Below are 21,099 nucleotides of genomic sequence, written 5' to 3' on the forward strand. Positions count from 1 at the left end.
CGGGGTGGCGCGACGTCCGTCCGGCTGACGCCGGCCGGGGTCGCTCTCGGCGCCAGAACCAAGGCATCCACGCCTCTTCGGCCCGTGGCGCCGCTGGGCCCCCACGCGGCGCGCCCGGCCGAGGCGTCAGACCAACCAGCGGCCGTCGCACATCAGTTCGCGGTCGGTCGGGCGGCGCAGACGGCGCCCGACCGCCGCCGACGTCGCCCCGGTCCCGGCGCCGGTGACGGTCCACTCGGGGGACCGGATGCGGCTCCGCGCGGAGCTGGTCGAAGATCTCGTCGGCTATCTTCGACCCTTCGGCCGCGCAGAGCGCCCTGTCGGCGTCGGCGAAGTAGTCGAGGAAGTGGCCGCCGAGCCGCTCGGCAGGCGCGCGGGCCTCCTCCTGCACCGCGTCGGGCGGCCCCTCGTCCACCTGCCACCGCCCGCCCTCCCCCTCTATCCCGGCCAGCGTCTCCGCCGGGCGTCTTCGCCGGTACGACCGCGGTGAACGCGGGCCGCGACCCTACCGCAGGCGGTCCCTACCGCTTGCGGGGCTGGGTGAAGCGGAGCATGTTGCCGGCGGGGTCGCGGAAGGCGCAGTCGCGGACGCCGTACGGCTGGTCGATCGGCTCTTGCAACACCTCCCCGCCGGCGGCCCGGATGCGTTCGAAGGTCGCGTCGCAGTCGTCGGTGGAGAAGATCACGCCGCGCAGCATGCCCTTGGCCAGCAGTTCCGCCATCGCCTGCTTGTCGGCCGGCGAGGCGTTGGGGTCGGCGAGCGGCGGCTCGAGGACGATCTCCACGTCCGGCTGCGCGGGTGAGCCGACGGTCACCCAGCGCATCCCCTCGAACGCGACGTCGTTGCGTATCTCCAGGCCGAGGACGTCGCGATAGAAGGCGAGCGCCTTGTCATGGTCGTCGACTGCGATGAAGCACTGTGCGAGCTTGATATTCATGCCCTCGACGCTACGAGGCGGCGGCGGATTCCGCTTCTCCATTCCTGACCGGTCGTGTGAGGATCTTGGCGACGCACGCCGGGATCGCGGCGCCGGCCTCGTGGCGGCGGGCCCGGTAGGCGCTGGGGCTCTCGCCGACCAGCTCGGTGAAGCGCGAGCTGAACGACCCCAGCGAGGAGCATCCGACCGCGAAGCAGACTTCCGTCACGCTCATGTCGCCCCGCCGTAGCAGCGCCTTCGCCCGCTCGACACGGCGGGTCATCAGATAGCTGTAGGGCGTCTCCCCGAAGGCGGCGCGGAAGCTGCGGGAGAAGTGCCCGGGCGACATGAGGGCGACGTTCGCCAGCGCCGGAACGTCCAGCGGCCGCGCGTAGTCGCGGTCCATCACGTCCCGGGCGCGGCGCAGCCGTACAAGGTCCTCCAGGGTCACGCGCACCAGCATCGCACGGCGGCCGTGGCCCGCCCCCGCGAACAGTGCTCTTGGGCCGTCGGGCGCAATGAGAGTGCTGGGCCGTCTCGACCGCGCCGATGCCAACTCCGGCAAGAATGAACGGGATTGCGAGCACGACAATCTCCCGGCCCAAGAACGCCAAAGGCTCGGCTGGATCATGCACGCACGCCGCAACTGCCGCGACTACGAGCGCCTGCCCGAGGTGAGCGAAGCACACCTGACCTGGGCACTCATCACCTTGATGACCCGGCGCCCGACCCACGGGGGAAGCCGTCGGGCAACGCCTTGAGCCGGATCAGGCGGTGATCGAGTGCCGGGTCGCCGAGCCGCGTTCACCGATTAGCGGCCAGCACTGCCGCGAGGCCCTCTTGTAGATCTTTGACGAAATACTCGGGAACCTCCAGCGACGGGAAATGTCCCCCGATTTCGGGCGACCTCCATCGGACGATCTGTCGGTACCGCTCCTGTGCCCAGGGGCGCGGACACTTCTCGATGTCGCGGGGATACATACTGATTGCTGACGGGACGTCGACCCGAAGTTCGGGATTGAGCGAGTTGTGGCTTTCGTAGTAAATGCGGGCCGACGATGCGCCGGTCCGCGTCAGCCAATACAGGGTGACGTCGTCAAGAACGCGGTCTCTGGAAATCGTCTCGAACGGGCTATCTTCGGTGTCTGACCACTCGGCGAACTTGTCAAGGATCCAGGCAAGAAGCCCGACCGGTGAGTCGACGAGCGAGTAGCCGATGGTCTGCGGTCGGGTCGCCTGCTGCTTCGCGTACGCCGCGTGGTGGCGCCAGAAATCGCGGGTTTCCTCGGTCCACTTGCGCTCGACCGCCGTCAGCCCGTCCGTTGTCAACCCGGGTGGTGCCTCCGCGAACGTTGTGTGGATGCCGAGAACGTGCGCCGGGAACCTGCCGCCGAGAACCGTGGTGATATTACCTCCCCAGTCGCCGCCGTGGGCTGCGAACTTGCTGTAGCCGAGCCTTCCCATCAGTTCCACCCATGCGGCCGCGATCCTCTCGGTTCCCCACCCGGTGGTAGCCGGCTTGTCGCTGTAACCAAAGCCTGGTAGCGACGGGACCACGACGTGGAACGCCGGCGCGTCTGCATCTTTCGGATCTGCCAGCTCGTCTACTACATCGATGAACTCAGCAATGCTGCCTGGCCAGCCATGCGTCAAGATCAGAGGAGTGGCATCTGCGCGCGCGGATCGGCGGTGCAGGAAGTGGATTCCCAGATCATCAATGGTCGTGCGGAACTGGCCGATCCTGTTAAGGCGCTCTTCGAACGACCGCCAGTTGTACCCGGTGCGCCAGTAGTTCACGACATCGACGAGGTCGGCGAGAGGAACGCCCTGTTCCCATCGGCGAGGGTCGGGCGCGGCGCGATAGACCGTCTCGGCCTCCGGTAGCCGCGCCGCGGCCAGTCGCGCGCGCAGATCGTCGAGGTCAGCGTCAGTTGCGTGGGCTTCAAATGCTTGCACGTCGCTGGTTAGACGGGGCATGAGACCTCCTGGCCATCGTGGAACCGGCTAAGACGGTTCTAGCAGTGCTCCGAGCCACGCTGCAACCCGCTAAGGTGGTTCCATGCGTGCTCGGTTCCCTGACTTCCGCCTCGGTAACGTGCTAGCGACCAGCTTCACGGGGACTCTGTCGGAGCGTCATGGCGACGCTGTGGAGCGCATTCCCGCGCCGCACCGACTCGTCGACTGGCTGGCAGTGAACGGCCTCGCCGTGGACTCCTGCACCACTGCCCAGCTCGACCTCGCTCGGGAACTGAGGGAGTCGATTCACGCCGCCGCGACAGCGGCCGCGATCCAGGACGCTCTCCCTGCGTCTGCCGTCCAAGTCATCAATGACTGCAGCGCTCAGGGTCGGGCCGCGGCGATTCTGACGCCCGAGGGCAAGCGGCGCTGGCGGCTCAGCTCGGCTTCCTGCGTGGAAGATGCCCTCGGCGTGATCGCCGCCGACGCGATCAGCATCATCGCAGGCGAACGAGACGGAAAATTGGCCTTGTGTGCATCACCAACCTGCCAAGCCGCCTTCTTCGACACCAGTCAAAGTCGCACTCGCAAATGGTGCGACATGAACACGTGTGGGAATCGTCAGAAGAAAGCGCGCTTCAATGCCAACCAGCGCAAAAACCCCAGATCAGCGGAGTGATCGTTACCTCGTGGTGCGCGACACGGTCGCGCGGCGGCTGGCGCATGAGCCGTTCGGGCACCGCCCCAAACGACCTTCACCCGCCAACCAAAGCTCACGGTCACACCGGACGGCCTGGCCCGGGGTGCGATTGCATAAATCTACGGGTCTGCGTATAGTCATGCCTTCGACGAGGAGGGTTCGATGGCGGTACGAGCAGCAGTGGCAGGAGCGAGCGGTTACGCAGGTGGGGAACTGCTCCGGCTGCTTCTTGCCCACCCCGGCGTCGAGATCGGCGCCCTCACCGGCAGCTCCAATGCCGGGCAGCGCCTCGGCGGCCTGCAGCCCCATCTGATGCCGCTCGCCGACCGGGTGCTCCAGCCGACCACCGCCGAGGTGCTCGCCGGGCACGACGTCGTCTTTCTCGCCCTCCCTCACGGGCAGTCCGCCGGTGTCGCCGAGCAGCTCGGCGACGAGGTGCTCGTCGTCGACATGGGCGCCGACTTCCGGCTGAAGGACGCCGCCGACTGGGAGGCGTTCTACGGCTCGCCGCACGCCGGGACCTGGCCCTACGGCCTCCCCGAACTGCCGGGTGCCCGCGCCGCCCTGGCGGGGGCCAAGCGCATCGCGGTGCCCGGCTGCTATCCCACCGCCGTCTCGCTCGCGCTCTTCCCCGCGTACGCGGACGGGCTCGCCGAGCCCGAGGCCGTCATCACCGCCGCGTCCGGCACCTCCGGTGCGGGCAAGGCGCCCAAGCCGCATCTGCTCGGCTCCGAGGTCATGGGCTCCATGACCCCCTACGGCGTCGGCGGCGGCCACCGGCACACCCCCGAGATGATCCAGAACCTCAGCGCGGCGGCGGGGGAGCGGGTCAGCGTCTCCTTCACGCCGACCCTCGCGCCGATGCCCCGGGGCATCCTCGCCACGTGCAGCGCGAAAGCGAAAAAGGGCGTGACGGCCGATTCCGTACGGGCGGCGTACGAGAAGGCCTTCCAGGACGAGCCGTTCATCTGCCTGCTGCCCGAAGGGCGGTGGCCCTCCACGGCATCCGTGTACGGATCCAACGCCGTCCACATCCAGATCGCGTACGACGAGGCAGCCGACCGCATCATCGCGATCAGCGCCATCGACAACCTCACCAAGGGCACCGCAGGCGGCGCGGTGCAGAGCATGAACCTCGCCCTCGGGCTCCCCGAGGACACCGGACTTTCCACGATTGGAGTCGCTCCGTGAGCGACGCACGCGCAGCCGCCGGGCTGCAGACAACCCCGAAAGCCGCGCCGCTGCTCCCCCTGCCTTCGGCGGGCGGTATCCCCGGCGCGGGCGGAGAAGCGATCAAGGAGATGCAGTGAGCGTCACGGCAGCCAAGGGATTCTCGGCGGCGGGCATCGCCGCCGGGATCAAGGAGAACGGCAATCCGGATCTGGCCCTCGTGGTCAACAACGGTCCGCGCCGCGCCGCCGCGGGCGTCTTCACCTCCAACCGTGTCAAGGCCGCCCCCGTCCTCTGGTCCGAGCAGGTCCTGCGCGGCGGCGAAGTCACCGCCGTCGTCCTCAACTCCGGCGGCGCCAACGCCTGTACGGGCCCCAAGGGCTTCCAGGACACCCACGCCACCGCCGAGAAGGCCGCCGAGGTCCTGGCCGGGCACAGTGCCGGCGAGGTCGCCGTCGCGTCGACCGGGCTCATCGGCGTACTGCTGCCCATGGACAAGCTGCTGCCCGGCATCGAGCAGGCCGCCGCCGAGCTCTCCCCGCACGGCGGTGAGAAGGCCGCCATCGCCATCAAGACCACCGACTCCGTGCACAAGACCGCCGTAGTCGACGGCGAGGGCTGGACCGTCGGCGGGATGGCCAAGGGCGCGGGCATGCTCGCCCCCGGCCTCGCCACCATGCTCGTCGTCCTCACCACCGACGCCGACCTGGGAGCCGCGACCCTCGACAAGGCCCTGCGCGACGCCACCCGGCTGACCTTCGACCGCATCGACTCCGACGGCTGCATGTCCACCAACGACACCGTGCTGCTGCTCGCCTCCGGAGCCAGCGAGATCACGCCCCGGTACGAGGAGTTCGCCGAGGCCGTCAAGAGGGTCTGCGACGATCTCGCCCGCCAGCTGATCGGCGATGCCGAAGGCGCGTCCAAGGACATCCTCATCGAGGTGATCAACGCCGCGACCGAGGACGACGCCGTCGAGGTGGGCCGCTCCATCGCCCGTAACAACCTCCTCAAGTGCGCCATCCACGGCGAGGACCCCAACTGGGGCCGGGTGCTGTCCGCCATCGGCACCACGAAGGCCGTCTTCGAGCCCGACCGGCTCAACGTCGCCATCAACGACGTATGGGTCTGCAAGAACGGCGGCGTAGGTGAGGACCGTGAGCTCGTCGATATGCGCTACCGCGAGGTGAAGATCACCGCCGACCTTGCCGCCGGGTCCGAGTCCGCCGTCATCTGGGCCAACGACCTCACCGCCGACTACGTCCACGAGAACAGCGCGTACTCCTCCTGAGGACTCATGAGCACTCGTAAGCACACCGCACTGCCCAAAGCCCAGATCCTCATCGAGGCGCTGCCCTGGCTGACCCGGCACAACGGCAAGACCGTCGTCATCAAATTCGGCGGCAACGCCATGATCGACGAGGACCTCAAGGCGGCCTTCGCCCAGGACGTCGTCTTTCTGCGCCAGGCCGGGCTCAAGCCGGTCGTCGTGCACGGCGGCGGCCCGCAGATCAGCGCCCAGCTCGACAAGCAGGGCCTGGTCAGCGAGTTCAAGGCGGGCCTGCGGGTCACCACACCCGAAGCCATGGACGTCGTACGGATGGTGCTGGCCGGCCAGGTCCAGCGCGAGCTCGTCGGCCTGCTCAACCAGCACGGTCCGCTCGCCGTCGGCATGACCGGCGAGGACGCCCACACCATCACCGCCACCAAGCATCAGCCGCAGATCGACGGCGAACTGGTCGACATCGGCCGGGTCGGCGAGATCACCAGAATCGACCCGGGTGCCATCGAGGCGCTGCTGGACGACGGCCGTATCCCGGTCATCTCCTCCATCGCCCGCTCCGCCGACGACCACCACGTCTACAACGTCAACGCCGACACCGCCGCGGCCGCGCTCGCCGCCGCGCTTGGCGCCGAGACGCTGATGGTGCTCACCGATGTGGAGGGGCTCTACGAGGACTGGCCGAGCAGCGACGAGGTGATCAGCAAGCTCACCGCGAGCCAGCTGGAGAAGCTGCTGCCCGACCTCTCCAGCGGCATGGTCCCCAAGATGGAGGGGTGCCTGTTCGCCGTACGCAACGGGGTCAACACAGCCCGCGTGCTCGACGGCCGCGTCCCGCACTCGATCCTGCTGGAGATCTTCACCGACGAGGGTATCGGCACCATGGTCGTGCCCGACGGACAGGGGGAATCATGAGTAACCAGGAATTCGCGCAGCGCTGGCAGGGCGTGATGACCGACAACTACGGCACGCCGAAGCTGTCGCTCGTCCGCGGCGAGGGCGCCAAGGTCTGGGACGCGGACGGCGTCGAGTACACCGACTTCGTCGGCGGCATCGCCGTGAACGCGCTGGGCCACGCCCACCCCGCCGTCGTCGAGGCCGTCTGCCGGCAGATTGCGTCCCTCGGCCATGTCTCCAACCTCTACGTCGCGGAGCCGCCCGTCGCACTGGCGGAGCGCCTCATCCAGCTCTTCGGCCGCCCCGGACGCGTCTTCTTCTGCAACTCGGGTGCCGAGGCCAACGAAGCCGCCTTCAAGATGGGCCGGCTGACGGGCCGTAAGCACATGGTCGCCACCGTCGGCGGCTTTCACGGCCGCACCATGGGGTCGCTGGCGCTCACCGGCCAGCCGGGAAAGCAGGAGCCGTTCCTGCCGCTGCCCGGGGACGTCACGCACGTCGAGTACGGAGACGCCGAAGCGCTGCGGGCCGTGGTCACCGAAGAGACCGCGCTTGTGATCATCGAACCGATCCAGGGCGAGATCGGCGTGGTCGTCCCGCCCAAGGGCTATCTGGAGGCCGCCCGGGAGATCACCCGGGCCACCGGCACGCTGCTCGTGCTCGACGAGGTCCAGACGGGCATCGGCCGGACAGGACACTGGTTCGAGCACCAGGCCCACCAGGGCGTCGAGCCCGATCTGGTCACCCTCGCCAAGGGGCTCGGCGGCGGGCTCCCCATCGGCGCGACCGTCGCCTTCGGCGAGGCCGCCGAGCTGCTGAAGCCCGGCCAGCACGGCACCACCTTCGGCGGGAACCCGGTCGCCTGCGCCGCCGGACTCGCCGTACTCGACACCCTCGCGGCCGGTGGAACCCTCGACGAGGTCAAGCGACTCGGCGAAAAACTGCGGGACGGAATCGAATCCCTGGGCCACCCGCTGGTCTCCCATGTCCGTGGCGCGGGCCTGCTGCTGGGTATCGTGCTCACCGAGCCCCTCGCGCCCCAGGCGCAGCAGGCGGCTCAGAGCGCCGGCTTCCTGGTGAACGCGCCTGCCCCCGATGTCGTACGGCTGATGCCTCCACTGGTCATCGGCGAGGCCGAGGTGGACGCGTTCCTCGGGGCCCTGCCCGGCGTTCTCGACGCAGCAAGCGGGGATGGACGATCCGGAGAATGAGACGACGATGACCGAGGCGCAGGACACCGAGCACGGCGGGCCCGCCGTTCCGCAGACCCGTACGGCCCGCCACCGCCGGATCGTGGACATCCTCAACCGGCAGCCGGTGCGCTCGCAGAGCCAGCTCGCCAAGCTCCTTGCGGACAACGGACTGAGCGTCACCCAGGCGACGCTCTCCCGCGACCTCGACGAGCTGGGCGCGGTGAAGATCCGCAACACCGGCGGCGAGCTGATCTACGCGGTGCCCAGCGAGGGCGGCTTCCGCACCCCGCATGCCCCGCTCGGCGAGTCGGCGAAGGAGGAGCGTATGCGTCGCCTCTCCGGCGAACTGCTGATCTCGGCCGAGGCATCGGCCAACCTCGTGGTGCTGCGTACGCCGCCGGGCGCGGCCCAGTTCCTCGCCTCGGCCATCGACCAGGCCGAACTGCACGGCATCCTCGGCACCATCGCGGGCGACGACACGCTGCTGCTCATCAGCCGCGACCCGGTCGGCGGCCAGGCACTCGCGGACCATCTGCTGCGCCTGGCCCAGAACGACCGCTGAGGCCGTCGGCGGTCCGGTCGTCAGGCAGTCAACTTCGCGGTGTGGCGGGCGAATCCGCTGGTCCGCCAGGTGCTGCCGTCGGCATTGACCGCAAAGCCCTCGGTATCGGGCAGCTCCTCCAGCCAGTCGCGGGCCCGCCCGCCCATGGCGTACGCGGCGGTCGCCCGGGCGTCCGCGTGGGTCAGCCCCGGGCAGACGACGGTCATCGACGCCAGGACCTCGGCGGGTGGCCGGCGCGTGTGCGGATCGAGAATGTGGCAGCCGCGCTCGGCCGGGCCCGAGGTGGCGACGGCGAGGCCCTCGTCGGCCTCGATCACCGTGACCAGCTCGCCCGGGTGCAGCGGGTCACTGACGCCGACCCGCCAGGGGCCGCCGTACAGCTGGATGTCGCCGCCTCCGTTGAGGCAGACCGAATCCGCACCGGACGAGGCGAGCATGCGGACCGCGCACTCCACCGCCCAGCCCTTGACCAGACCGGTCGGATCCAGCTCGCCGGCGTACCGGGCGGTGAACCAGCCGTCGCTCTCGCGCTCCGCGTCCGCGCACAGATCGAGTACTTCGGCAACCTCGGTGACACAGTCTCCGAGGGAGATTTCGCCGCGGGCGAGCCGGCTGAGCTGGCTGTCCCGACGGTACGTCGAGAAGGTCTCGTCCACGCGGTGCAGACCGGCCACGGCGGCGGCGAGTCCGGCGCGCACCCTGGGAGAGTCGCTGCCGTCGGCGATACGGATGTCGAACGAGAAGACCGTGCCCATGGAGTGCTCGACATGGCGCACGCGCTCTCGGCCACCGGGCATCACAGACCCGCCTTGTCGAGCGCGCTCTGCAGGGACTTGATGTAGCCCTCGCTGGTGTAGCTGGCCCCGGAGACCGAGTCGATCTGCGCGCTCTGTGCACTGACCGCTGCCTGGTTCAGTTTGGGCACAGCGTTGGCGGCGATCTGCCGACTGTTGGCGTCGGAGTAGGGTGCCTTGACGGCGTCGGCCGCGGTGACCTTGCCGCCGCTGACCGTGATCCGGACCTGCACCGGTCCGTACTGGGTGTCGGCCACGTCGCCGAGGACGGTCTTCGCCGCCGGGGCGCCACCGGAGCCGGAGCCCGAGCCCGCACCGGAGCCCGAGGCCGCACCGGAGCTCGAGTCCCCTCCGGGCTGCGTCCCTGCTCCGGGTTGTGCCCCGGCCTGCGCGCCGGACCCGTCGGTGCCGGAATTCCCGGCCCCGGAGCCCACCGCCCCCGCGGCCCCGGCCTTGTCGAGTGCGCTCTGCAGGGACTTGATGTAGCCCTCGCTGGTGTAGCTGGCCCCGGAGACCGCGTCGATCTGCGCGCTCTGCGCCGTCAGCGCGGCCTGGTTGAGCTTGGGGATCGCGTCGGCGGCGATCTCCCGGCTGTTGGCGTCGGCGCTGGGCGCCTTCACCGCCTGCGCCCCGGTGATTCTGCCGCCGCTGAGGGTGAGCTGGACCTGGACGTCGCCGTACTGCGTGCCGGCGACGTCACCGAGCACCGTCTGTCCTCCCGCGGCCACGGCGCCGTTCCCGGCGGACGCCGAGCCGGCGGGCGGCACCTGAGAGCCTGCCTGCGACGACGCCTCGGCCACGGTGTTGCCAGGCTGCTTCAGTGCGAGCAGCAGGACGACACTGGACGCGGTGGCGGCGACGCCGATCATGATCCGGCGAAGCGGATGTTTCCTCTTCAAGGACGGCCTCACATCTCGAAGGACTCGTGGTGGATCCGGCGGGACGGCACTCCTGCCTCGCGCAGTGCCTGGTACGACTCCTCGGCGAGACCGGGCGGCCCGCAGAGATAGACGTCGTGCGCGTCGATGTCCGGCAGCACTTCCTTCAGCCGCTCGGCGGTGATCTCGGGCCGTGCCCCGTCCGGGCCGTTCACCGCGTACATCAGCTGTGCGTCCCGGTGCTCAGCGATCTGCTGCAGCTCGTCCCAGAGCGCCAGGTCCTGCTTCTTGCTGGCCCGGTAGAGCAGCGTCAGGTCGCCAGGGCCGCCGGGCAGCGTCTCGAACAGTGCCCGCAGCGGGGTGATTCCGGCGCCGCCCGCGATCAGCAGCACCTTGTTGCGGCTCCGGCGGCCGGCGGTCATGGCTCCGTACGGGCCCTCCGCCCAGACCCGCGTCCCCGGCTCCAGCCGGGAGAGGGCCGTGCTGTGCTTGCCGACCGCCTTGACGGTGATCCGCATCAGATTGGGGCGGGGCGGGGCGGAGAGCGAGTACGGGTTGGCGCTCCAGCGCAGCCCCTTGGTGAGGAACCGCCAGCGGAAGAACTGACCGGCCTCGGCGCCGAGCCGGTGCAGCCGTCGCCCGGTGATCAGCACGGAGACCACACCGGGTGCTTCGTCCACGGTCGACTCGACCCGCATCCGGTGCCAGAGATTGAGCCGCACGGGGGAGAGGACGCGGTACCAGAGCAACAGCGCGCCGACCGCTCCGTACAGCACGTACCAGACGGTGCGCACCGTCGGGTTCGCCACGAACTCGGCACCCGTCGCCAGCTGGTGCCAGAACGTGAGATACACCGCGACATAGGTGAGAAGGTGCAGGTAGTACCACGTCTCGTAGGACATCCGCCGGCGTACCGCCCCGGCCGAGACGAAGCCGATGAGCAGCAGGAGTCCGGTTCCGATCGCCGCCTTGATCATTTCAGGGAAGTCGACGACGACGGTGACCGTCTGCTCCACGAGGCCGGTACGGGCCTGGACGGCGTACCCCCAGACGGTCAGCACGACATGCGTGACGATCAGACTGATCGCGTAGCGGCCGCTCATCGCGTGCCAGCGGGTCACCCGGTCGGAACCCACCCGCCGTTCCAGAGCCGGGACGCGTGCCATCAGCAGCACCACCAGCGCGATCATGTATCCGCCCAGCAGACCGGTGATCCTGCCGGCACCGATCAGCCACTCGGCGGTGGTCATGTGCACCACCGCCGTGTTCTGCCACCACAGGGACAGCACGGCCACCGCCCCTGCCCAGGCGACGGCCAGCAGCGCCACCGCCGGGTCACGCCGGGGGCGGATCGCCCGCATGGTCTGGCGTCTTGCGGCCCGACCGCTCTGCAACATCGCCACGACTGCTCCTCGGCTGTACCACTTTCGCGTACGGGGATACGCATGGGAGGCGCGTGGAGTTCAATGCGAAGGGCGCTTGTGCAATCTGTGAGTCGCCGGCCCGGTCAGTAGAGCGTGATACGGCTCAGGGTGTGGGCGGCAGCGGAAGCGGCAGCCCCGGGAGCCCGTCGATGCTGCTTGCGATGTGCTCCTTCTTGTGGAAGTAGCTGTCGAGACTCTCGTCGTCCTCGCGCTCGAACCGCCTGGCGTGCAGATCCCGGTCTTCGTCGTACGTCATGAAGGGCACTGCGTATCCGCAGGTGTCGCGGACGAGTTCGGCTGTCACCACGATGATCGCGCGCAGCCCGTGCCTGTTCGGATCGATGTCGGGGAAGCGGGCGAGGAGTTCCTTGAAGCGCGGGTCGTCACGGAAGACGGGCTCACCGCGGCCGTGTACGCGCACGATGTTCGGCGGCCCCTGGAAGGCGCACCACATCAGGGTGATGCGGCCGTTCTCCCGGAGGTGGGCGATGGTCTCGGCGTTGCTGCCGGCGAAATCGAGGTAGGCGACGGTCTGCTCGTCGAGGACCGCGAAGGAGCCGGTGAGGCCCTTGGGAGACAAGTTGATCGTGCCGTCACCGCCGAGTGGTGCGGTGGCGGTGAAGAACATCTGCTGCTCTTCGATGAAGGTGCGCAGTCGGCCGTCTATCCGCTCATAGATCTTTCCCATGCCATGGATTATTGGTGATCGGGGGCGTCCGCCGCGTTCGATTTCACCCGGTGATGTCCAACTCCCGCCGCAGCCGTGCCAATACGTAGTCGCTGAGCAGATGCGTGCAGCGGTCCACGGCACCAGCAGTACGGCGTCCGTGCGCGAGCCGCACTCGGCCGGCCCCAGCGGCGCGGCGGGCGGCAGGTCCCGGTCCCGTCGATCCGGGCGCGGGAGGGAAGGAGGGCCGGTTGCGGCTGTGCCCGCTCGCGTATGCCGATGTCGAGGGCTGTCCAGGCGGCGGCGTCGGCCGTTTCGGTGACCGTGTCGACCGGCTCGCCGTCCATGAGTCTGCCGGCGATCGCCCACCTGGTCAGAAATCCCTGATCACTGCCGCTCGTGCGTGCGAAGCGCCGATCGTAGGCGCGGTGCATGGCCCGGCGCCGCCGACATATGTGCACTCCCACAGAGCGCGTTGACAAAACATACGGAGGTCTGCATAGTTATACCCATCACCGACTGCACCGTAAGGAGAAACCAGTGACCGAGCGCGTCGTACTCGCCTACTCGGGCGGTCTGGACACCTCCGTCGCCATCGGCTGGATCGCCGAGGAGACGGGCGCCGAGGTCATCGCCGTTGCCGTGGACGTCGGCCAGGGTGGCGAGGACCTGGACGTCATCCGCAAGCGCGCGCTCGCATGCGGTGCCGTCGAGGCCGAGGTGGCGGACGCCAAGGACGAGTTCGCCGACGAGTACTGCCTTCCGGCGATCAAGGCCAACGCCCTTTACATGGACCGCTACCCGTTGGTCTCCGCCCTCTCCCGGCCGACGATCGTCAAGCACCTCGTCGCCGCCGCCAAGAAGCACAACGCGGGCATCGTCGCCCACGGCTGCACCGGCAAGGGCAACGACCAGGTCCGCTTCGAGGCCGGTATCTCCGCGCTCGGCCCGGACCTGAAGTGCATCGCCCCGGTCCGTGACTACGCGATGACCCGGGACAAGGCGATCGCCTTCTGCGAGGAGAAGCAGCTCCCGATCGCGACCACCAAGAAGTCGCCGTACTCCATCGACCAGAACGTCTTCGGGCGGGCCGTCGAGACCGGCTTCCTGGAGGACATCTGGAACGCGCCGATCGAGGACATCTACGAGTACACCTCGAACCCGGCGGAGCCGCGCGAGGCGGACGAGGTCGTCATCTCCTTCAAGGAGGGTGTCCCGGTCGCCATCGACGGCAAGCCCGTCACCGTCCTGCAGGCGATCCAGCAGCTCAACGAGCGGGCCGGCGGGCAGGGTATCGGCCGGATCGACATGGTCGAGGACCGTCTTGTCGGCATCAAGTCCCGTGAGGTGTACGAGGCGCCCGGCGCGATCGCGCTGATCACCGCGCACCAGGAGCTGGAGAACGTCACGGTCGAGCGGGAGCTCGCCCGGTACAAGCGGCAGGTCGAGCAGCGCTGGGGCGAGCTGGTCTACGACGGCCTGTGGTTCTCGCCGCTGAAGCGTGCCCTGGACGGCTTCATCAACGAGGCCAACCAGCACGTCACCGGCGACATCCGGATGACGCTGCACGGCGGCCGCGCCATCGTCACCGGCCGGAAGTCCGAGGAGTCGCTGTACGACTTCAACCTCGCCACCTACGACTCGGGCGACACGTTCGACCAGTCGAAGGCGCAGGGCTTCATCGAACTCTTCGGCCTGTCGTCGAAGATCGCCGCCAAGCGGGACCTGATCTGAGCAGTAGCGTGATCTCCGCCTCCTCACCCCCGGGGTGGGGAGGCGGTCGTACATCCACAGCCTTGAGGAGCACAGCAGTGAGCAGCAACAGCGGTGACGTCCGGCTCTGGGGCGGTCGTTTCGCCGACGGTCCCGCCGAGGCGCTGGCCAAGCTGTCCGCGTCCGTCCACTTCGACTGGCGGCTCGCGCCGTACGACATCGCGGGGTCCCGCGCCCACGCGCGCGTGCTGCACAAGGCGGGGCTGCTCACCGAGGACGAGCTGGCCCGGATGCTCGCCGGGCTCGACCGGCTCGAAGCGGATGTGGCGGACGGCTCTTTCGTGGGCACGATCGCCGACGAGGACGTCCACACGGCGCTGGAGCGAGGCCTGCTGGAGCGGCTGGGCCCCGACCTCGGCGGCAAGCTGCGGGCCGGGCGCTCGCGGAACGACCAGGTCGCGACGCTCTTCCGGATGTTTCTGCGGGACCACGCGCGGATCATCGGCGGCCTGATCGCCGATCTCCAGGACGCGCTGGTGGGTCTGGCCGAGGCGCACCCCGATGTGGCGATGCCGGGCCGCACGCATCTCCAGCACGCGCAGCCGGTGCTCTTCGCGCACCATGTACTGGCCCATGTCCAGTCGCTGTCCCGGGACGCGGAGCGGCTTCGCCAGTGGGACGAGCGCACGGCGGTCTCCCCGTACGGCTCGGGCGCCCTGGCGGGATCCTCCCTCGGCCTCGACCCGGAGGCGGTGGCCAAGGACCTCGGCTTCGAGCACGGCAGCGCCGGGAACTCCATCGACGGCACGGCGTCGCGTGACTTCGTGGCGGAGTTCGCCTTCATCACCGCGATGATCGGGGTGAACCTCTCCCGGATCGCGGAGGAGGTCATCATCTGGAACACGAAAGAGTTCTCCTTCGTAACCCTGCACGACGCCTTCTCGACGGGTTCGTCGATCATGCCGCAGAAGAAGAACCCGGACATCGCGGAACTGGCACGCGGCAAGTCGGGCCGCCTGATCGGCAACCTCACCGGGCTGCTCGCCACCCTGAAGGCGCTGCCCCTCGCGTACAACCGCGACCTCCAGGAGGACAAGGAGCCGGTCTTCGACTCCTGTGACCAGCTGGAGGTCCTGCTCCCGGCGTTCACCGGCATGATGGCGACGCTCACGGTCAACCGCGAACGCATGGAGGAGCTGGCCCCGGCCGGCTTCTCGCTGGCGACGGACATCGCGGAGTGGCTGGTCAGACAGGGCGTGCCGTTCCGGGTGGCGCACGAGGTCGCGGGCGAGTGCGTGAAGGAGTGCGAGGCGCAGGGGATCGAGTTGGACCAGCTGACGGATGCTCAGTTTGTCAAGATTTCTCCCCATCTGACACCAGATGTCCGCAAGGTTCTCAATGTGCCCGGCGCGCTCGCCTCGCGCAGCGGCCGTGGGGGCACGGCGCCCTCCGCCGTGGCCGTCCAACTCGCCGAAGTGAAGGCCGATCTGGCCGCACAGCGGGCGTGGGCGGACGCCAAGCGCTGATCTTCGTACGCGAGTCGCAGTCGCACCGGCCAGGGCATACGTCCTGGCCGGTGTGACATTTGCCGACGGCGCGAGTCTTGACGTGCAAGTAACTCGGAAGCAAATATTCCGTATCCCGGTCGGCATTGCCGAACGCTTCCGCGTCGACCGGTGCACGGAAAGGCCCCCACGTCATGCGTCTACGCACCCTCATCCGCCCGCTGGTCTCCGCCGCCGCGGTGGCGGTTCTCGGCGCCGCGGGGCTCGCCGCATCCGGATCCGCCTCGGCCGCGGACACTGCCGTCGCCCCGCCCGGTGCGAACGACTGGACCTGCAAGCCGGACGCGGCGCATCCGCAGCCGGTCATCCTGGTCAACGGCACTTTCAAGACGATGGCGGAGAACTGGGCCACGCTCTCGCCGAAGCTGGCCGCCGAGGGCTACTGCGTCTTCGCGTTCGACTACGGGGAGGCGGCCACCGCCCCGATCCCCGACTCGGCGGCACAGTTGCGCGACTTCGCCGACACCGTGCGCAGTCGAACGGGCGCCAAGAAGGTCGACTTCGTCGGCCACAGCCAGGGCGGCATGATGCCGCGCTACTACGTGAAGTTCCTCGGTGGTGCGACAAAGGTCGACGATCTGGTCGGCATCGTGCCGTCCAACCACGGCACCAGCAACCCGCTGGCGCTAGCAGCCGGTGCCACCGTCTGCCCGGCCTGTGTGGACCAGACTGCGGGCTCCCCGCTGCTGACGAAGCTCAACGCCGACCCCGAGGCTCCGGCCGGCCCCGACTACACCCAGATCGCGACTCGGTACGACGAGGTCGTGCTGCCGTACACCAGCGCGTATCTCACGGGCTCCGACCGGTACGTCACCAACGTGCTGCTCCAGGACGCCTGTCCGGTCAACACCTCGGAGCACGACCAGGCTCCCAAGGATGCGGTCGTCGCCCAGTGGGTGCTCAATGCCCTGGGACGGTCCGGGCCCGCCGACCCGGGGTTCCGGCCCGAGTGTCTGCCCGTCGGCTGATCTCCGGCTGACCTTCAGCCGCCTGACCGGAAGAGCTTTATCGCCGGTCAGGCGGCTTTCGGTATTCTGTACGAGCGCCGCCTTGAGACATTCAAGCCCCAGATGAGACAGAGATGTCTCATTCGGGGTATAGTCGTCTCATGCCTGTCGACCGGACACACGTGCTGCACGAAGCCGCCGCCCTGCTCGCCCGTAAGTCCACCGCCACCATGGACGAGGTCGCCCGGGCCGCAGGCATCGGGCGGGCCACCCTTCATCGGCACTTCGCCGGGCGGGACGCCCTCGTCAAAGCCTTGGAAGCGCTCGGTATCCAGGAGTTCGAGGCCGCTCTCGACCGGGCGCGGCTCGAGGAGGGTGGGGCCGGTGACGGGCTGCGGCGGCTCATCGCCGAGATGGAGCCCGTGGCCGATCTGCTGGCCTTTCTCGTCACCGAGAACCAGCTCTTCGAGGGCGAGCAGGTCAACGAGGGCTGGGCCAGGCTCGATGCCCGGGTATCCGCGCTCTTCCGGCGTGGCCAGGAACAGGGCGAGTTCCGGATCGACCTGACGCCCGCATGGCTGACCGAGGCTCTCTACGGCCTCATCGGCACCTGCGCCTGGGCCGTCATGGACGGCCGGGTCGCCAAGAACGACTTCCAGTACATGATCGCCGAGCTACTGCTCGGCGGAGCACGACGGAGTGTGGAGAAATGAGCAGCACCCTCCAGCGCACGAGCGGGACGGACGAAACCGTATACCGCCCCGGGCGCTGGCTCGCGCTCGCGGTACTCGTCCTGGCCGTCCTCCTGGTGGCCGTCGACGCCACGGTCCTCGGCCTCGCCACCCCCTTCCTCAGCGAGGACCTCGAGCCCTCGGGTACCCAGCTGCTGTGGATCGGTGACGTCTACTCATTCGTCATCGCGGGCCTGCTCGTCTCCATGGGCAGCCTCGGCGACCGCATCGGCCGCAAGAGGCTGCTGCTGCTCGGGTCTGTCGCGTTCGGCGCGGTCTCTGTCCTGAACGCGTACGCCACCAGCCCCGAGATGATGATTCTGGCCAGGGCGCTGCTCGGCGTCGCCGGCGCGACTCTGATGCCGTCCACCCTCGCGCTGATCCGCAACATCTTCCACGACCCCAAGGAGCGCAGCCTCGCCATCGGCATCTGGGGTGCGATGGCCTCGGCCGGCGCGGCCGTCGGGCCGGTCGTCGGCGGGTTCCTGCTGGAGCACTTCTGGTGGGGCTCGGTCTTCCTGATCAACCTGCCCGTCATGGCCGTCCTGGTGCTCGTCGGCGTCAGGCTGCTGCCGGAGTCGAAGAACCCGGTGGCCGGCCCCTGGGACCTGATCAGCGTCGTGCTGTCCCTCGTCGGCATGGTCGGTGTGGTCTACGCCGTCAAGGAGGCGGCGACACACGGCGCGAGCTGGGAGGCCGGCGTCGCGGCGGCGATAGGTCTCGGTGCGCTGTACGGCTTCGTACGCAGGCAGTTGACGCTGCCGACACCGCTTCTCGACATGCGGCTGTTCCGGCACCGCGGCTTCTCCGCCGCCGTTCTCGCCGACCTGCTCACCATCCTCGGCCTGTCCGGCCTGGTCTTCTTCCTCTCCCAGTTCCTACAACTGGTCCAGGGCCGGGGGCCGTTGGAGGCGGGTCTTGCCGAACTGCCCGCCGCGATCGGCGCGGTGGCCACCGGTCTGATCGCGGGCACCGTCGCCCGCCGGTTCTCCGTACGGTCCGTGGTGGCCGGCGGTCTCGCCGCCGTCGGACTCGCCCTCGCCGTGCTGACCCTGCTCGACCAGTCCACCGGCTATCCACTGCTCGGCGCGGCCCTGCTGGTCGTCGGTGTCGGCGCCGGATTCTCCTTCACCGTCACCGCGGACGTCATTTTGTCGAGCGTTCCGAAGGAGCAGGCGGGCGCCGCGTCCGCGGTCTCGGAGACGGCGTACGAACTGGGCGCGGCGCTCGGTATCGCGCTGCTCGGCTCCATCGTCACCGGCGTGTACCGCGGGTTCACGGCCCCGGCGGGTGTCCCGGCGGGGACGGCGTCGGCGGCCCACGAGTCGCTCGGCGGCGCGGTCGAGGCGGCGACGACGCTGCCGCGCCGGCAGGCCGCCGATCTGATGGCCGCCGCACAGGAGTCGTTCACGGACGGCCTGCGTCTCGCGTCCGGCATCGGCGCGGCGGTACTCCTGGCCACCGCGGTGGCGGCGTGGTTCCTGCTGCGCGGTCAGCAACTCGAGGACGGCCTCGAACACCCGTAAGGCCGAAAGTCCTCGCACCGCACACGAAAGGGCGGACCCCGACCGGGGCCCGCCCTTCACGCCGACAACGCCCCCGCGGCGGTCAGGCCGCCTTTGCCTTGGTCGCGTACATGTCCACGTACTCCTGCCCAGACAGCTCCATGACCTCCGCCATCACCGAGTCCGTCACCGCCCGCAGCACATAGCGGTCGCGGTCCATCCCCTCGTAGCGCGAGAACTCCATCGGCTCGCCGAAGCGGACCGTCACCCGGCCCGGCCGCGGCAGTCCCGCCCCGCCCGGCTGGAGCTTGTCCGTGCCGATCACCGCGAACGGGACCACCGGCGCGCCGGTCATCAGCGTCAGCCGGGCGATGCCCGTACGGCCGCGGTAGAGCCGGCCGTCGGGGGAGCGGGTGCCCTCCGGGTAGATGCCGAAGATCTTGCCCTCCTCCAGCACCCGGCGGCCCGTCATCAGCGCGGCCACACCGCCGTTGGCGCCGTCGCGGTCCACCGGGATCATGCCGCAGCCGGTGAAGAACCAGGCCATCAGCCGGCCCTTGAAGCCCTTGCCCGTGACGTACTCGTCCTTGCCGATGAAGTAGACCGGACGGGCGCACACCAGCGGCATGATCATGGAGTCGATGAACGTCAGGTGGTTTCCGGCGAGGATGACTGGACCGGTCCCGGGAATGTTCTCGGCACCTTCCACGCGGGGGCGGAACATCAGGCGCAGGATCGGGCCGAGCACTGCCTTGATGAGCGACAAGCGGGACAACGGGTCCTCCGGTGTCATGGACGGTGTCGTGGGGGCGGACGGTGGCGGCAGGCTAAGTCTCTGCAGGTGAGGACGATACTCGTGGGTCAACCTGATCGCACATCGGGTTCACGGAGCGGATACCCAGTGTTGACGTGTGTTTTCGCTGAGTTCGCCCAGGGTCTGCCGTAGGTAAGGCGTTGCCGCCTAGCATCGGGCGTCGCTGGACAGGTGCGGGACATCACACGCGGGACAGACGGAGGAAAGTCGATGACACAGGGTGCTGACACAAGTCCGGGGCGCCGGACGGTACTAGGAGCGGCGGTGCTCGGCACGGCCGCTCTCGGCGTCGGCGGCGCCACCGCGGCGCGCGCGGAGGCAGGCGAGCGCCAGGGCGGCCACGGATCCTCCTACCGGGATCTGCCCCGTCCGACCGTCATCGCCCACCGCGGCGCCAGCGGCTACCGGCCCGAGCACACCATCGGCTCCTACCAGCTGGCCCTCGACATGGGCGCGCACGTCATCGAGCAGGACCTGGTGCCCACCAAGGACGGCCATCTCGTATGCCGTCACGAGAACGACATCACGGGTACCACGGATGTCGCCGCGCACCCGGAGTTCGCCTCCCGCAAGACCACCAAGTCCGTCGACGGCGTCAGCCTCACGGGCTGGTTCACCGAGGACTTCACGCTCGCCGAGCTCAAGACGCTGCGCGCCAAGGAGCGGATACCCGGCACCCGTCAGGAGAACACCCTCTACGACGGCCGCTGGGCCGTGCCCACCTTCGAGGAGGTGCTGCGCTGGGCGGAGAAGGAGGGCCGCCGGCGCGGCCGTCCCGTCTGGCTCCATGTCGAGACCAAGCACCCCACGTACTTCCGCAAGCTCGGGCTCGGTCTCGAGGAGCGGCTGGCCAAGCTGCTGCGCCGGTACGGACGCGACCGCCACGACTCCCCGGTCTTCCTCCAGTCGTTCGAGCCGAGCAGCATGGAGCGGATGGCCAAGCTCGTCTCCTCGCCGCGTGTCGTCCTGCTCTGGACCGCGGACGACCGCCCATGGGACTTCCGCGAGGCCGGTGACCCGCGCACGGTCGCCGATCTGGTCAAGCCCGAGGGCCTGAAGTGGATCGCGGGCTTCGCCCAGGGCATCGGGCCCGTCCTCGACCTGATCATCCCCAAGGACGCGAGCGGCAAGCTCGGTACGCCGACGACGCTGGTACGGGACGCCCACGCAAAGGGCCTGATCCTGCACCCGTACACGATGCGCAACGAGAACGCCTTCCTGCCCGCCGACTTCCGGCGCGGCACCGACCCGAACGCGTACGGCGACGTCTTCGGCGCGTTCAAGGTCTACTTCGAGACCGGCATCGACGGCATCTTCACCGACAACGCCGACACCGGGCTGCTCGCCGCCGCAGACTTCCGCGGCTGACGGCTGACGGCTGACG

Annotated in this window: 23 protein-coding genes; 15 read left to right on the forward strand and 8 right to left on the reverse strand. The window is 69.1% G+C overall.

The window, feature by feature from the left end; genetic code table 11:
* Positions 1 to 247 precede the first annotated feature (247 nt).
* On the forward strand, positions 248 to 490 hold the full coding sequence (locus ACH492_RS23915) for a hypothetical protein (protein ID WP_398989663.1): 243 nt from the start codon (positions 248 to 250) through the stop codon (positions 488 to 490).
* A gap of 31 nt (positions 491 to 521) precedes the next feature.
* On the opposite strand, the gene ACH492_RS23920 is transcribed toward ACH492_RS23915, so the two are convergent.
* Positions 522 to 938 carry a VOC family protein gene (locus tag ACH492_RS23920; RefSeq protein ID WP_398989665.1) on the reverse strand — a complete coding sequence of 139 codons (417 nt, stop codon included), beginning with the start codon at positions 936 to 938 and terminating at the stop codon, positions 522 to 524.
* Between the two features lie 10 nt (positions 939 to 948).
* Positions 949 to 1,368, reverse strand: coding sequence for a helix-turn-helix domain-containing protein (locus ACH492_RS23925; RefSeq protein ID WP_398989667.1), 420 nt, complete (start codon positions 1,366 to 1,368; stop codon positions 949 to 951).
* Positions 1,369 to 1,441: 73 nt separating this feature from the next.
* Here ACH492_RS23925 and ACH492_RS23930 point away from each other — a divergent pair, with 73 nt between their 5' ends.
* Positions 1,442 to 1,678, forward strand: coding sequence for a hypothetical protein (locus ACH492_RS23930; protein WP_398989668.1), 237 nt, complete (start codon positions 1,442 to 1,444; stop codon positions 1,676 to 1,678).
* A 43-nt stretch (positions 1,679 to 1,721) separates the two neighbouring features.
* On the opposite strand, the gene ACH492_RS23935 is transcribed toward ACH492_RS23930, so the two are convergent.
* Entirely contained in the window at positions 1,722 to 2,894 is a 1,173-nt protein-coding gene (locus ACH492_RS23935) for an epoxide hydrolase family protein (protein ID WP_398989670.1), read from the reverse strand.
* A gap of 82 nt (positions 2,895 to 2,976) precedes the next feature.
* Here ACH492_RS23935 and ACH492_RS23940 point away from each other — a divergent pair, with 82 nt between their 5' ends.
* The 7 genes from ACH492_RS23940 to ACH492_RS23970 all read left to right on the forward strand — a co-directional run bounded on the left by ACH492_RS23940 (position 2,977) and on the right by ACH492_RS23970 (position 8,677).
* Positions 2,977 to 3,552, forward strand: coding sequence for a CGNR zinc finger domain-containing protein (locus tag ACH492_RS23940; protein ID WP_398989672.1), 576 nt, complete (start codon positions 2,977 to 2,979; stop codon positions 3,550 to 3,552).
* 183 nt (positions 3,553 to 3,735) lie between these two features.
* Positions 3,736 to 4,764 (forward strand): N-acetyl-gamma-glutamyl-phosphate reductase, encoded by a 1,029-nt coding sequence (gene argC / locus ACH492_RS23945; protein ID WP_398989674.1) that lies wholly within the window; start codon positions 3,736 to 3,738, stop codon positions 4,762 to 4,764.
* Positions 4,761 to 4,883, forward strand: coding sequence for a hypothetical protein (locus tag ACH492_RS23950; protein ID WP_398989676.1), 123 nt, complete (start codon positions 4,761 to 4,763; stop codon positions 4,881 to 4,883). The genes argC and ACH492_RS23950 overlap by 4 nt, the downstream gene beginning before the upstream one ends.
* Complete coding sequence (gene argJ, locus ACH492_RS23955) at positions 4,880 to 6,034, forward strand: bifunctional glutamate N-acetyltransferase/amino-acid acetyltransferase ArgJ (protein ID WP_398989678.1); 1,155 nt, start codon at positions 4,880 to 4,882, stop codon at positions 6,032 to 6,034. The genes ACH492_RS23950 and argJ overlap by 4 nt, the downstream gene beginning before the upstream one ends.
* A 6-nt stretch (positions 6,035 to 6,040) precedes the next feature.
* Positions 6,041 to 6,940 carry an acetylglutamate kinase gene (argB, locus tag ACH492_RS23960; protein WP_398989680.1) on the forward strand — a complete coding sequence of 300 codons (900 nt, stop codon included), beginning with the start codon at positions 6,041 to 6,043 and terminating at the stop codon, positions 6,938 to 6,940.
* Positions 6,937 to 8,133 (forward strand): acetylornithine transaminase, encoded by a 1,197-nt coding sequence (locus tag ACH492_RS23965; protein ID WP_398989682.1) that lies wholly within the window; start codon positions 6,937 to 6,939, stop codon positions 8,131 to 8,133. Before argB ends, ACH492_RS23965 begins: the two co-directional genes overlap by 4 nt.
* Before the next feature lie 7 nt (positions 8,134 to 8,140).
* The gene (locus ACH492_RS23970; protein WP_398989684.1) at positions 8,141 to 8,677 is read left to right on the forward strand and encodes an arginine repressor; all 537 of its coding nucleotides are present in this window, start codon (positions 8,141 to 8,143) and stop codon (positions 8,675 to 8,677) included.
* Positions 8,678 to 8,697: 20 nt separating this feature from the next.
* On the opposite strand, the gene ACH492_RS23975 is transcribed toward ACH492_RS23970, so the two are convergent.
* From ACH492_RS23975 to ACH492_RS23990, 4 genes are all read right to left on the reverse strand, one after another.
* Entirely contained in the window at positions 8,698 to 9,474 is a 777-nt protein-coding gene (locus ACH492_RS23975; protein WP_398989686.1) for an FAD:protein FMN transferase, read from the reverse strand.
* Positions 9,474 to 10,340 (reverse strand): FMN-binding protein, encoded by an 867-nt coding sequence (locus ACH492_RS23980; RefSeq protein WP_398989688.1) that lies wholly within the window; start codon positions 10,338 to 10,340, stop codon positions 9,474 to 9,476. The genes ACH492_RS23975 and ACH492_RS23980 overlap by 1 nt, the downstream gene beginning before the upstream one ends.
* A 38-nt stretch (positions 10,341 to 10,378) precedes the next feature.
* The gene (locus tag ACH492_RS23985) at positions 10,379 to 11,746 is read right to left on the reverse strand and encodes a ferric reductase-like transmembrane domain-containing protein (RefSeq protein WP_398989760.1); all 1,368 of its coding nucleotides are present in this window, start codon (positions 11,744 to 11,746) and stop codon (positions 10,379 to 10,381) included.
* 130 nt (positions 11,747 to 11,876) lie between these two features.
* The gene (locus tag ACH492_RS23990; protein ID WP_398989690.1) at positions 11,877 to 12,461 is read right to left on the reverse strand and encodes a pyridoxamine 5'-phosphate oxidase family protein; all 585 of its coding nucleotides are present in this window, start codon (positions 12,459 to 12,461) and stop codon (positions 11,877 to 11,879) included.
* A gap of 519 nt (positions 12,462 to 12,980) precedes the next feature.
* Between ACH492_RS23990 and ACH492_RS23995 the strand changes: the two genes are divergently transcribed.
* The 5 genes from ACH492_RS23995 (at position 12,981) to ACH492_RS24015 (ending at position 18,922) form a co-directional block, all read left to right on the forward strand.
* Positions 12,981 to 14,174, forward strand: coding sequence for an argininosuccinate synthase (locus tag ACH492_RS23995; RefSeq protein ID WP_398989692.1), 1,194 nt, complete (start codon positions 12,981 to 12,983; stop codon positions 14,172 to 14,174).
* A 77-nt stretch (positions 14,175 to 14,251) separates the two neighbouring features.
* On the forward strand, positions 14,252 to 15,679 hold the full coding sequence (gene argH / locus ACH492_RS24000; RefSeq protein ID WP_398989694.1) for an argininosuccinate lyase: 1,428 nt from the start codon (positions 14,252 to 14,254) through the stop codon (positions 15,677 to 15,679).
* Between the two features lie 173 nt (positions 15,680 to 15,852).
* The gene (locus ACH492_RS24005) at positions 15,853 to 16,686 is read left to right on the forward strand and encodes an alpha/beta fold hydrolase (protein WP_398989696.1); all 834 of its coding nucleotides are present in this window, start codon (positions 15,853 to 15,855) and stop codon (positions 16,684 to 16,686) included.
* A gap of 140 nt (positions 16,687 to 16,826) precedes the next feature.
* The gene (locus ACH492_RS24010) at positions 16,827 to 17,378 is read left to right on the forward strand and encodes a TetR/AcrR family transcriptional regulator (RefSeq protein WP_398989698.1); all 552 of its coding nucleotides are present in this window, start codon (positions 16,827 to 16,829) and stop codon (positions 17,376 to 17,378) included.
* A complete protein-coding gene (locus ACH492_RS24015; RefSeq protein WP_398989700.1) occupies positions 17,375 to 18,922 on the forward strand; it encodes an MFS transporter in 1,548 nt (515 codons plus the stop codon). The genes ACH492_RS24010 and ACH492_RS24015 overlap by 4 nt, the downstream gene beginning before the upstream one ends.
* An 82-nt stretch (positions 18,923 to 19,004) precedes the next feature.
* Here ACH492_RS24015 and ACH492_RS24020 read toward each other — a convergent pair whose 3' ends face one another.
* Complete coding sequence (locus ACH492_RS24020; protein WP_307664577.1) at positions 19,005 to 19,694, reverse strand: 1-acyl-sn-glycerol-3-phosphate acyltransferase; 690 nt, start codon at positions 19,692 to 19,694, stop codon at positions 19,005 to 19,007.
* A gap of 231 nt (positions 19,695 to 19,925) precedes the next feature.
* Between ACH492_RS24020 and ACH492_RS24025 the strand changes: the two genes are divergently transcribed.
* Positions 19,926 to 21,083, forward strand: a complete 1,158-nt coding sequence (locus tag ACH492_RS24025) for a glycerophosphodiester phosphodiesterase (protein ID WP_398989702.1) — start codon at positions 19,926 to 19,928, stop codon at positions 21,081 to 21,083.
* The last annotated feature ends 16 nt before the right edge of the window (positions 21,084 to 21,099 follow it).

It is taken from the genome of Streptomyces sp. NPDC019443, from assembly GCF_044389785.1.
Classification (GTDB): Bacteria; Actinomycetota; Actinomycetes; order Streptomycetales; family Streptomycetaceae; genus Streptomyces.

What these genes read in the sequence shown, in the direction of transcription:
- ACH492_RS23915 (WP_398989663.1), top strand. Translation starts at nt 248, where the DNA reads ATGCGGCTCCGCGCGGAGCTGGTCGAAGATCTCGTCGGCTATCTTCGA.
- ACH492_RS23920 (WP_398989665.1), bottom strand. Translation starts at nt 938, where the DNA reads ATGAATATCAAGCTCGCACAGTGCTTCATCGCAGTCGACGACCATGAC.
- ACH492_RS23935 (WP_398989670.1), bottom strand. Translation starts at nt 2,894, where the DNA reads ATGCCCCGTCTAACCAGCGACGTGCAAGCATTTGAAGCCCACGCAACT.
- ACH492_RS23940 (WP_398989672.1), top strand. Translation starts at nt 2,977, where the DNA reads ATGCGTGCTCGGTTCCCTGACTTCCGCCTCGGTAACGTGCTAGCGACC.
- argC (WP_398989674.1), top strand. Translation starts at nt 3,736, where the DNA reads ATGGCGGTACGAGCAGCAGTGGCAGGAGCGAGCGGTTACGCAGGTGGG.
- argB (WP_398989680.1), top strand. Translation starts at nt 6,041, where the DNA reads ATGAGCACTCGTAAGCACACCGCACTGCCCAAAGCCCAGATCCTCATC.
- ACH492_RS23965 (WP_398989682.1), top strand. Translation starts at nt 6,937, where the DNA reads ATGAGTAACCAGGAATTCGCGCAGCGCTGGCAGGGCGTGATGACCGAC.
- ACH492_RS23970 (WP_398989684.1), top strand. Translation starts at nt 8,141, where the DNA reads ATGACCGAGGCGCAGGACACCGAGCACGGCGGGCCCGCCGTTCCGCAG.
- ACH492_RS23975 (WP_398989686.1), bottom strand. Translation starts at nt 9,474, where the DNA reads ATGCCCGGTGGCCGAGAGCGCGTGCGCCATGTCGAGCACTCCATGGGC.
- ACH492_RS23980 (WP_398989688.1), bottom strand. Translation starts at nt 10,340, where the DNA reads ATGATCGGCGTCGCCGCCACCGCGTCCAGTGTCGTCCTGCTGCTCGCA.
- ACH492_RS23985 (WP_398989760.1), bottom strand. Translation starts at nt 11,746, where the DNA reads ATGTTGCAGAGCGGTCGGGCCGCAAGACGCCAGACCATGCGGGCGATC.
- ACH492_RS23990 (WP_398989690.1), bottom strand. Translation starts at nt 12,461, where the DNA reads ATGGGAAAGATCTATGAGCGGATAGACGGCCGACTGCGCACCTTCATC.
- ACH492_RS24005 (WP_398989696.1), top strand. Translation starts at nt 15,853, where the DNA reads ATGCGTCTACGCACCCTCATCCGCCCGCTGGTCTCCGCCGCCGCGGTG.
- ACH492_RS24010 (WP_398989698.1), top strand. Translation starts at nt 16,827, where the DNA reads ATGCCTGTCGACCGGACACACGTGCTGCACGAAGCCGCCGCCCTGCTC.
- ACH492_RS24015 (WP_398989700.1), top strand. Translation starts at nt 17,375, where the DNA reads ATGAGCAGCACCCTCCAGCGCACGAGCGGGACGGACGAAACCGTATAC.
- ACH492_RS24020 (WP_307664577.1), bottom strand. Translation starts at nt 19,694, where the DNA reads ATGACACCGGAGGACCCGTTGTCCCGCTTGTCGCTCATCAAGGCAGTG.
- ACH492_RS24025 (WP_398989702.1), top strand. Translation starts at nt 19,926, where the DNA reads ATGACACAGGGTGCTGACACAAGTCCGGGGCGCCGGACGGTACTAGGA.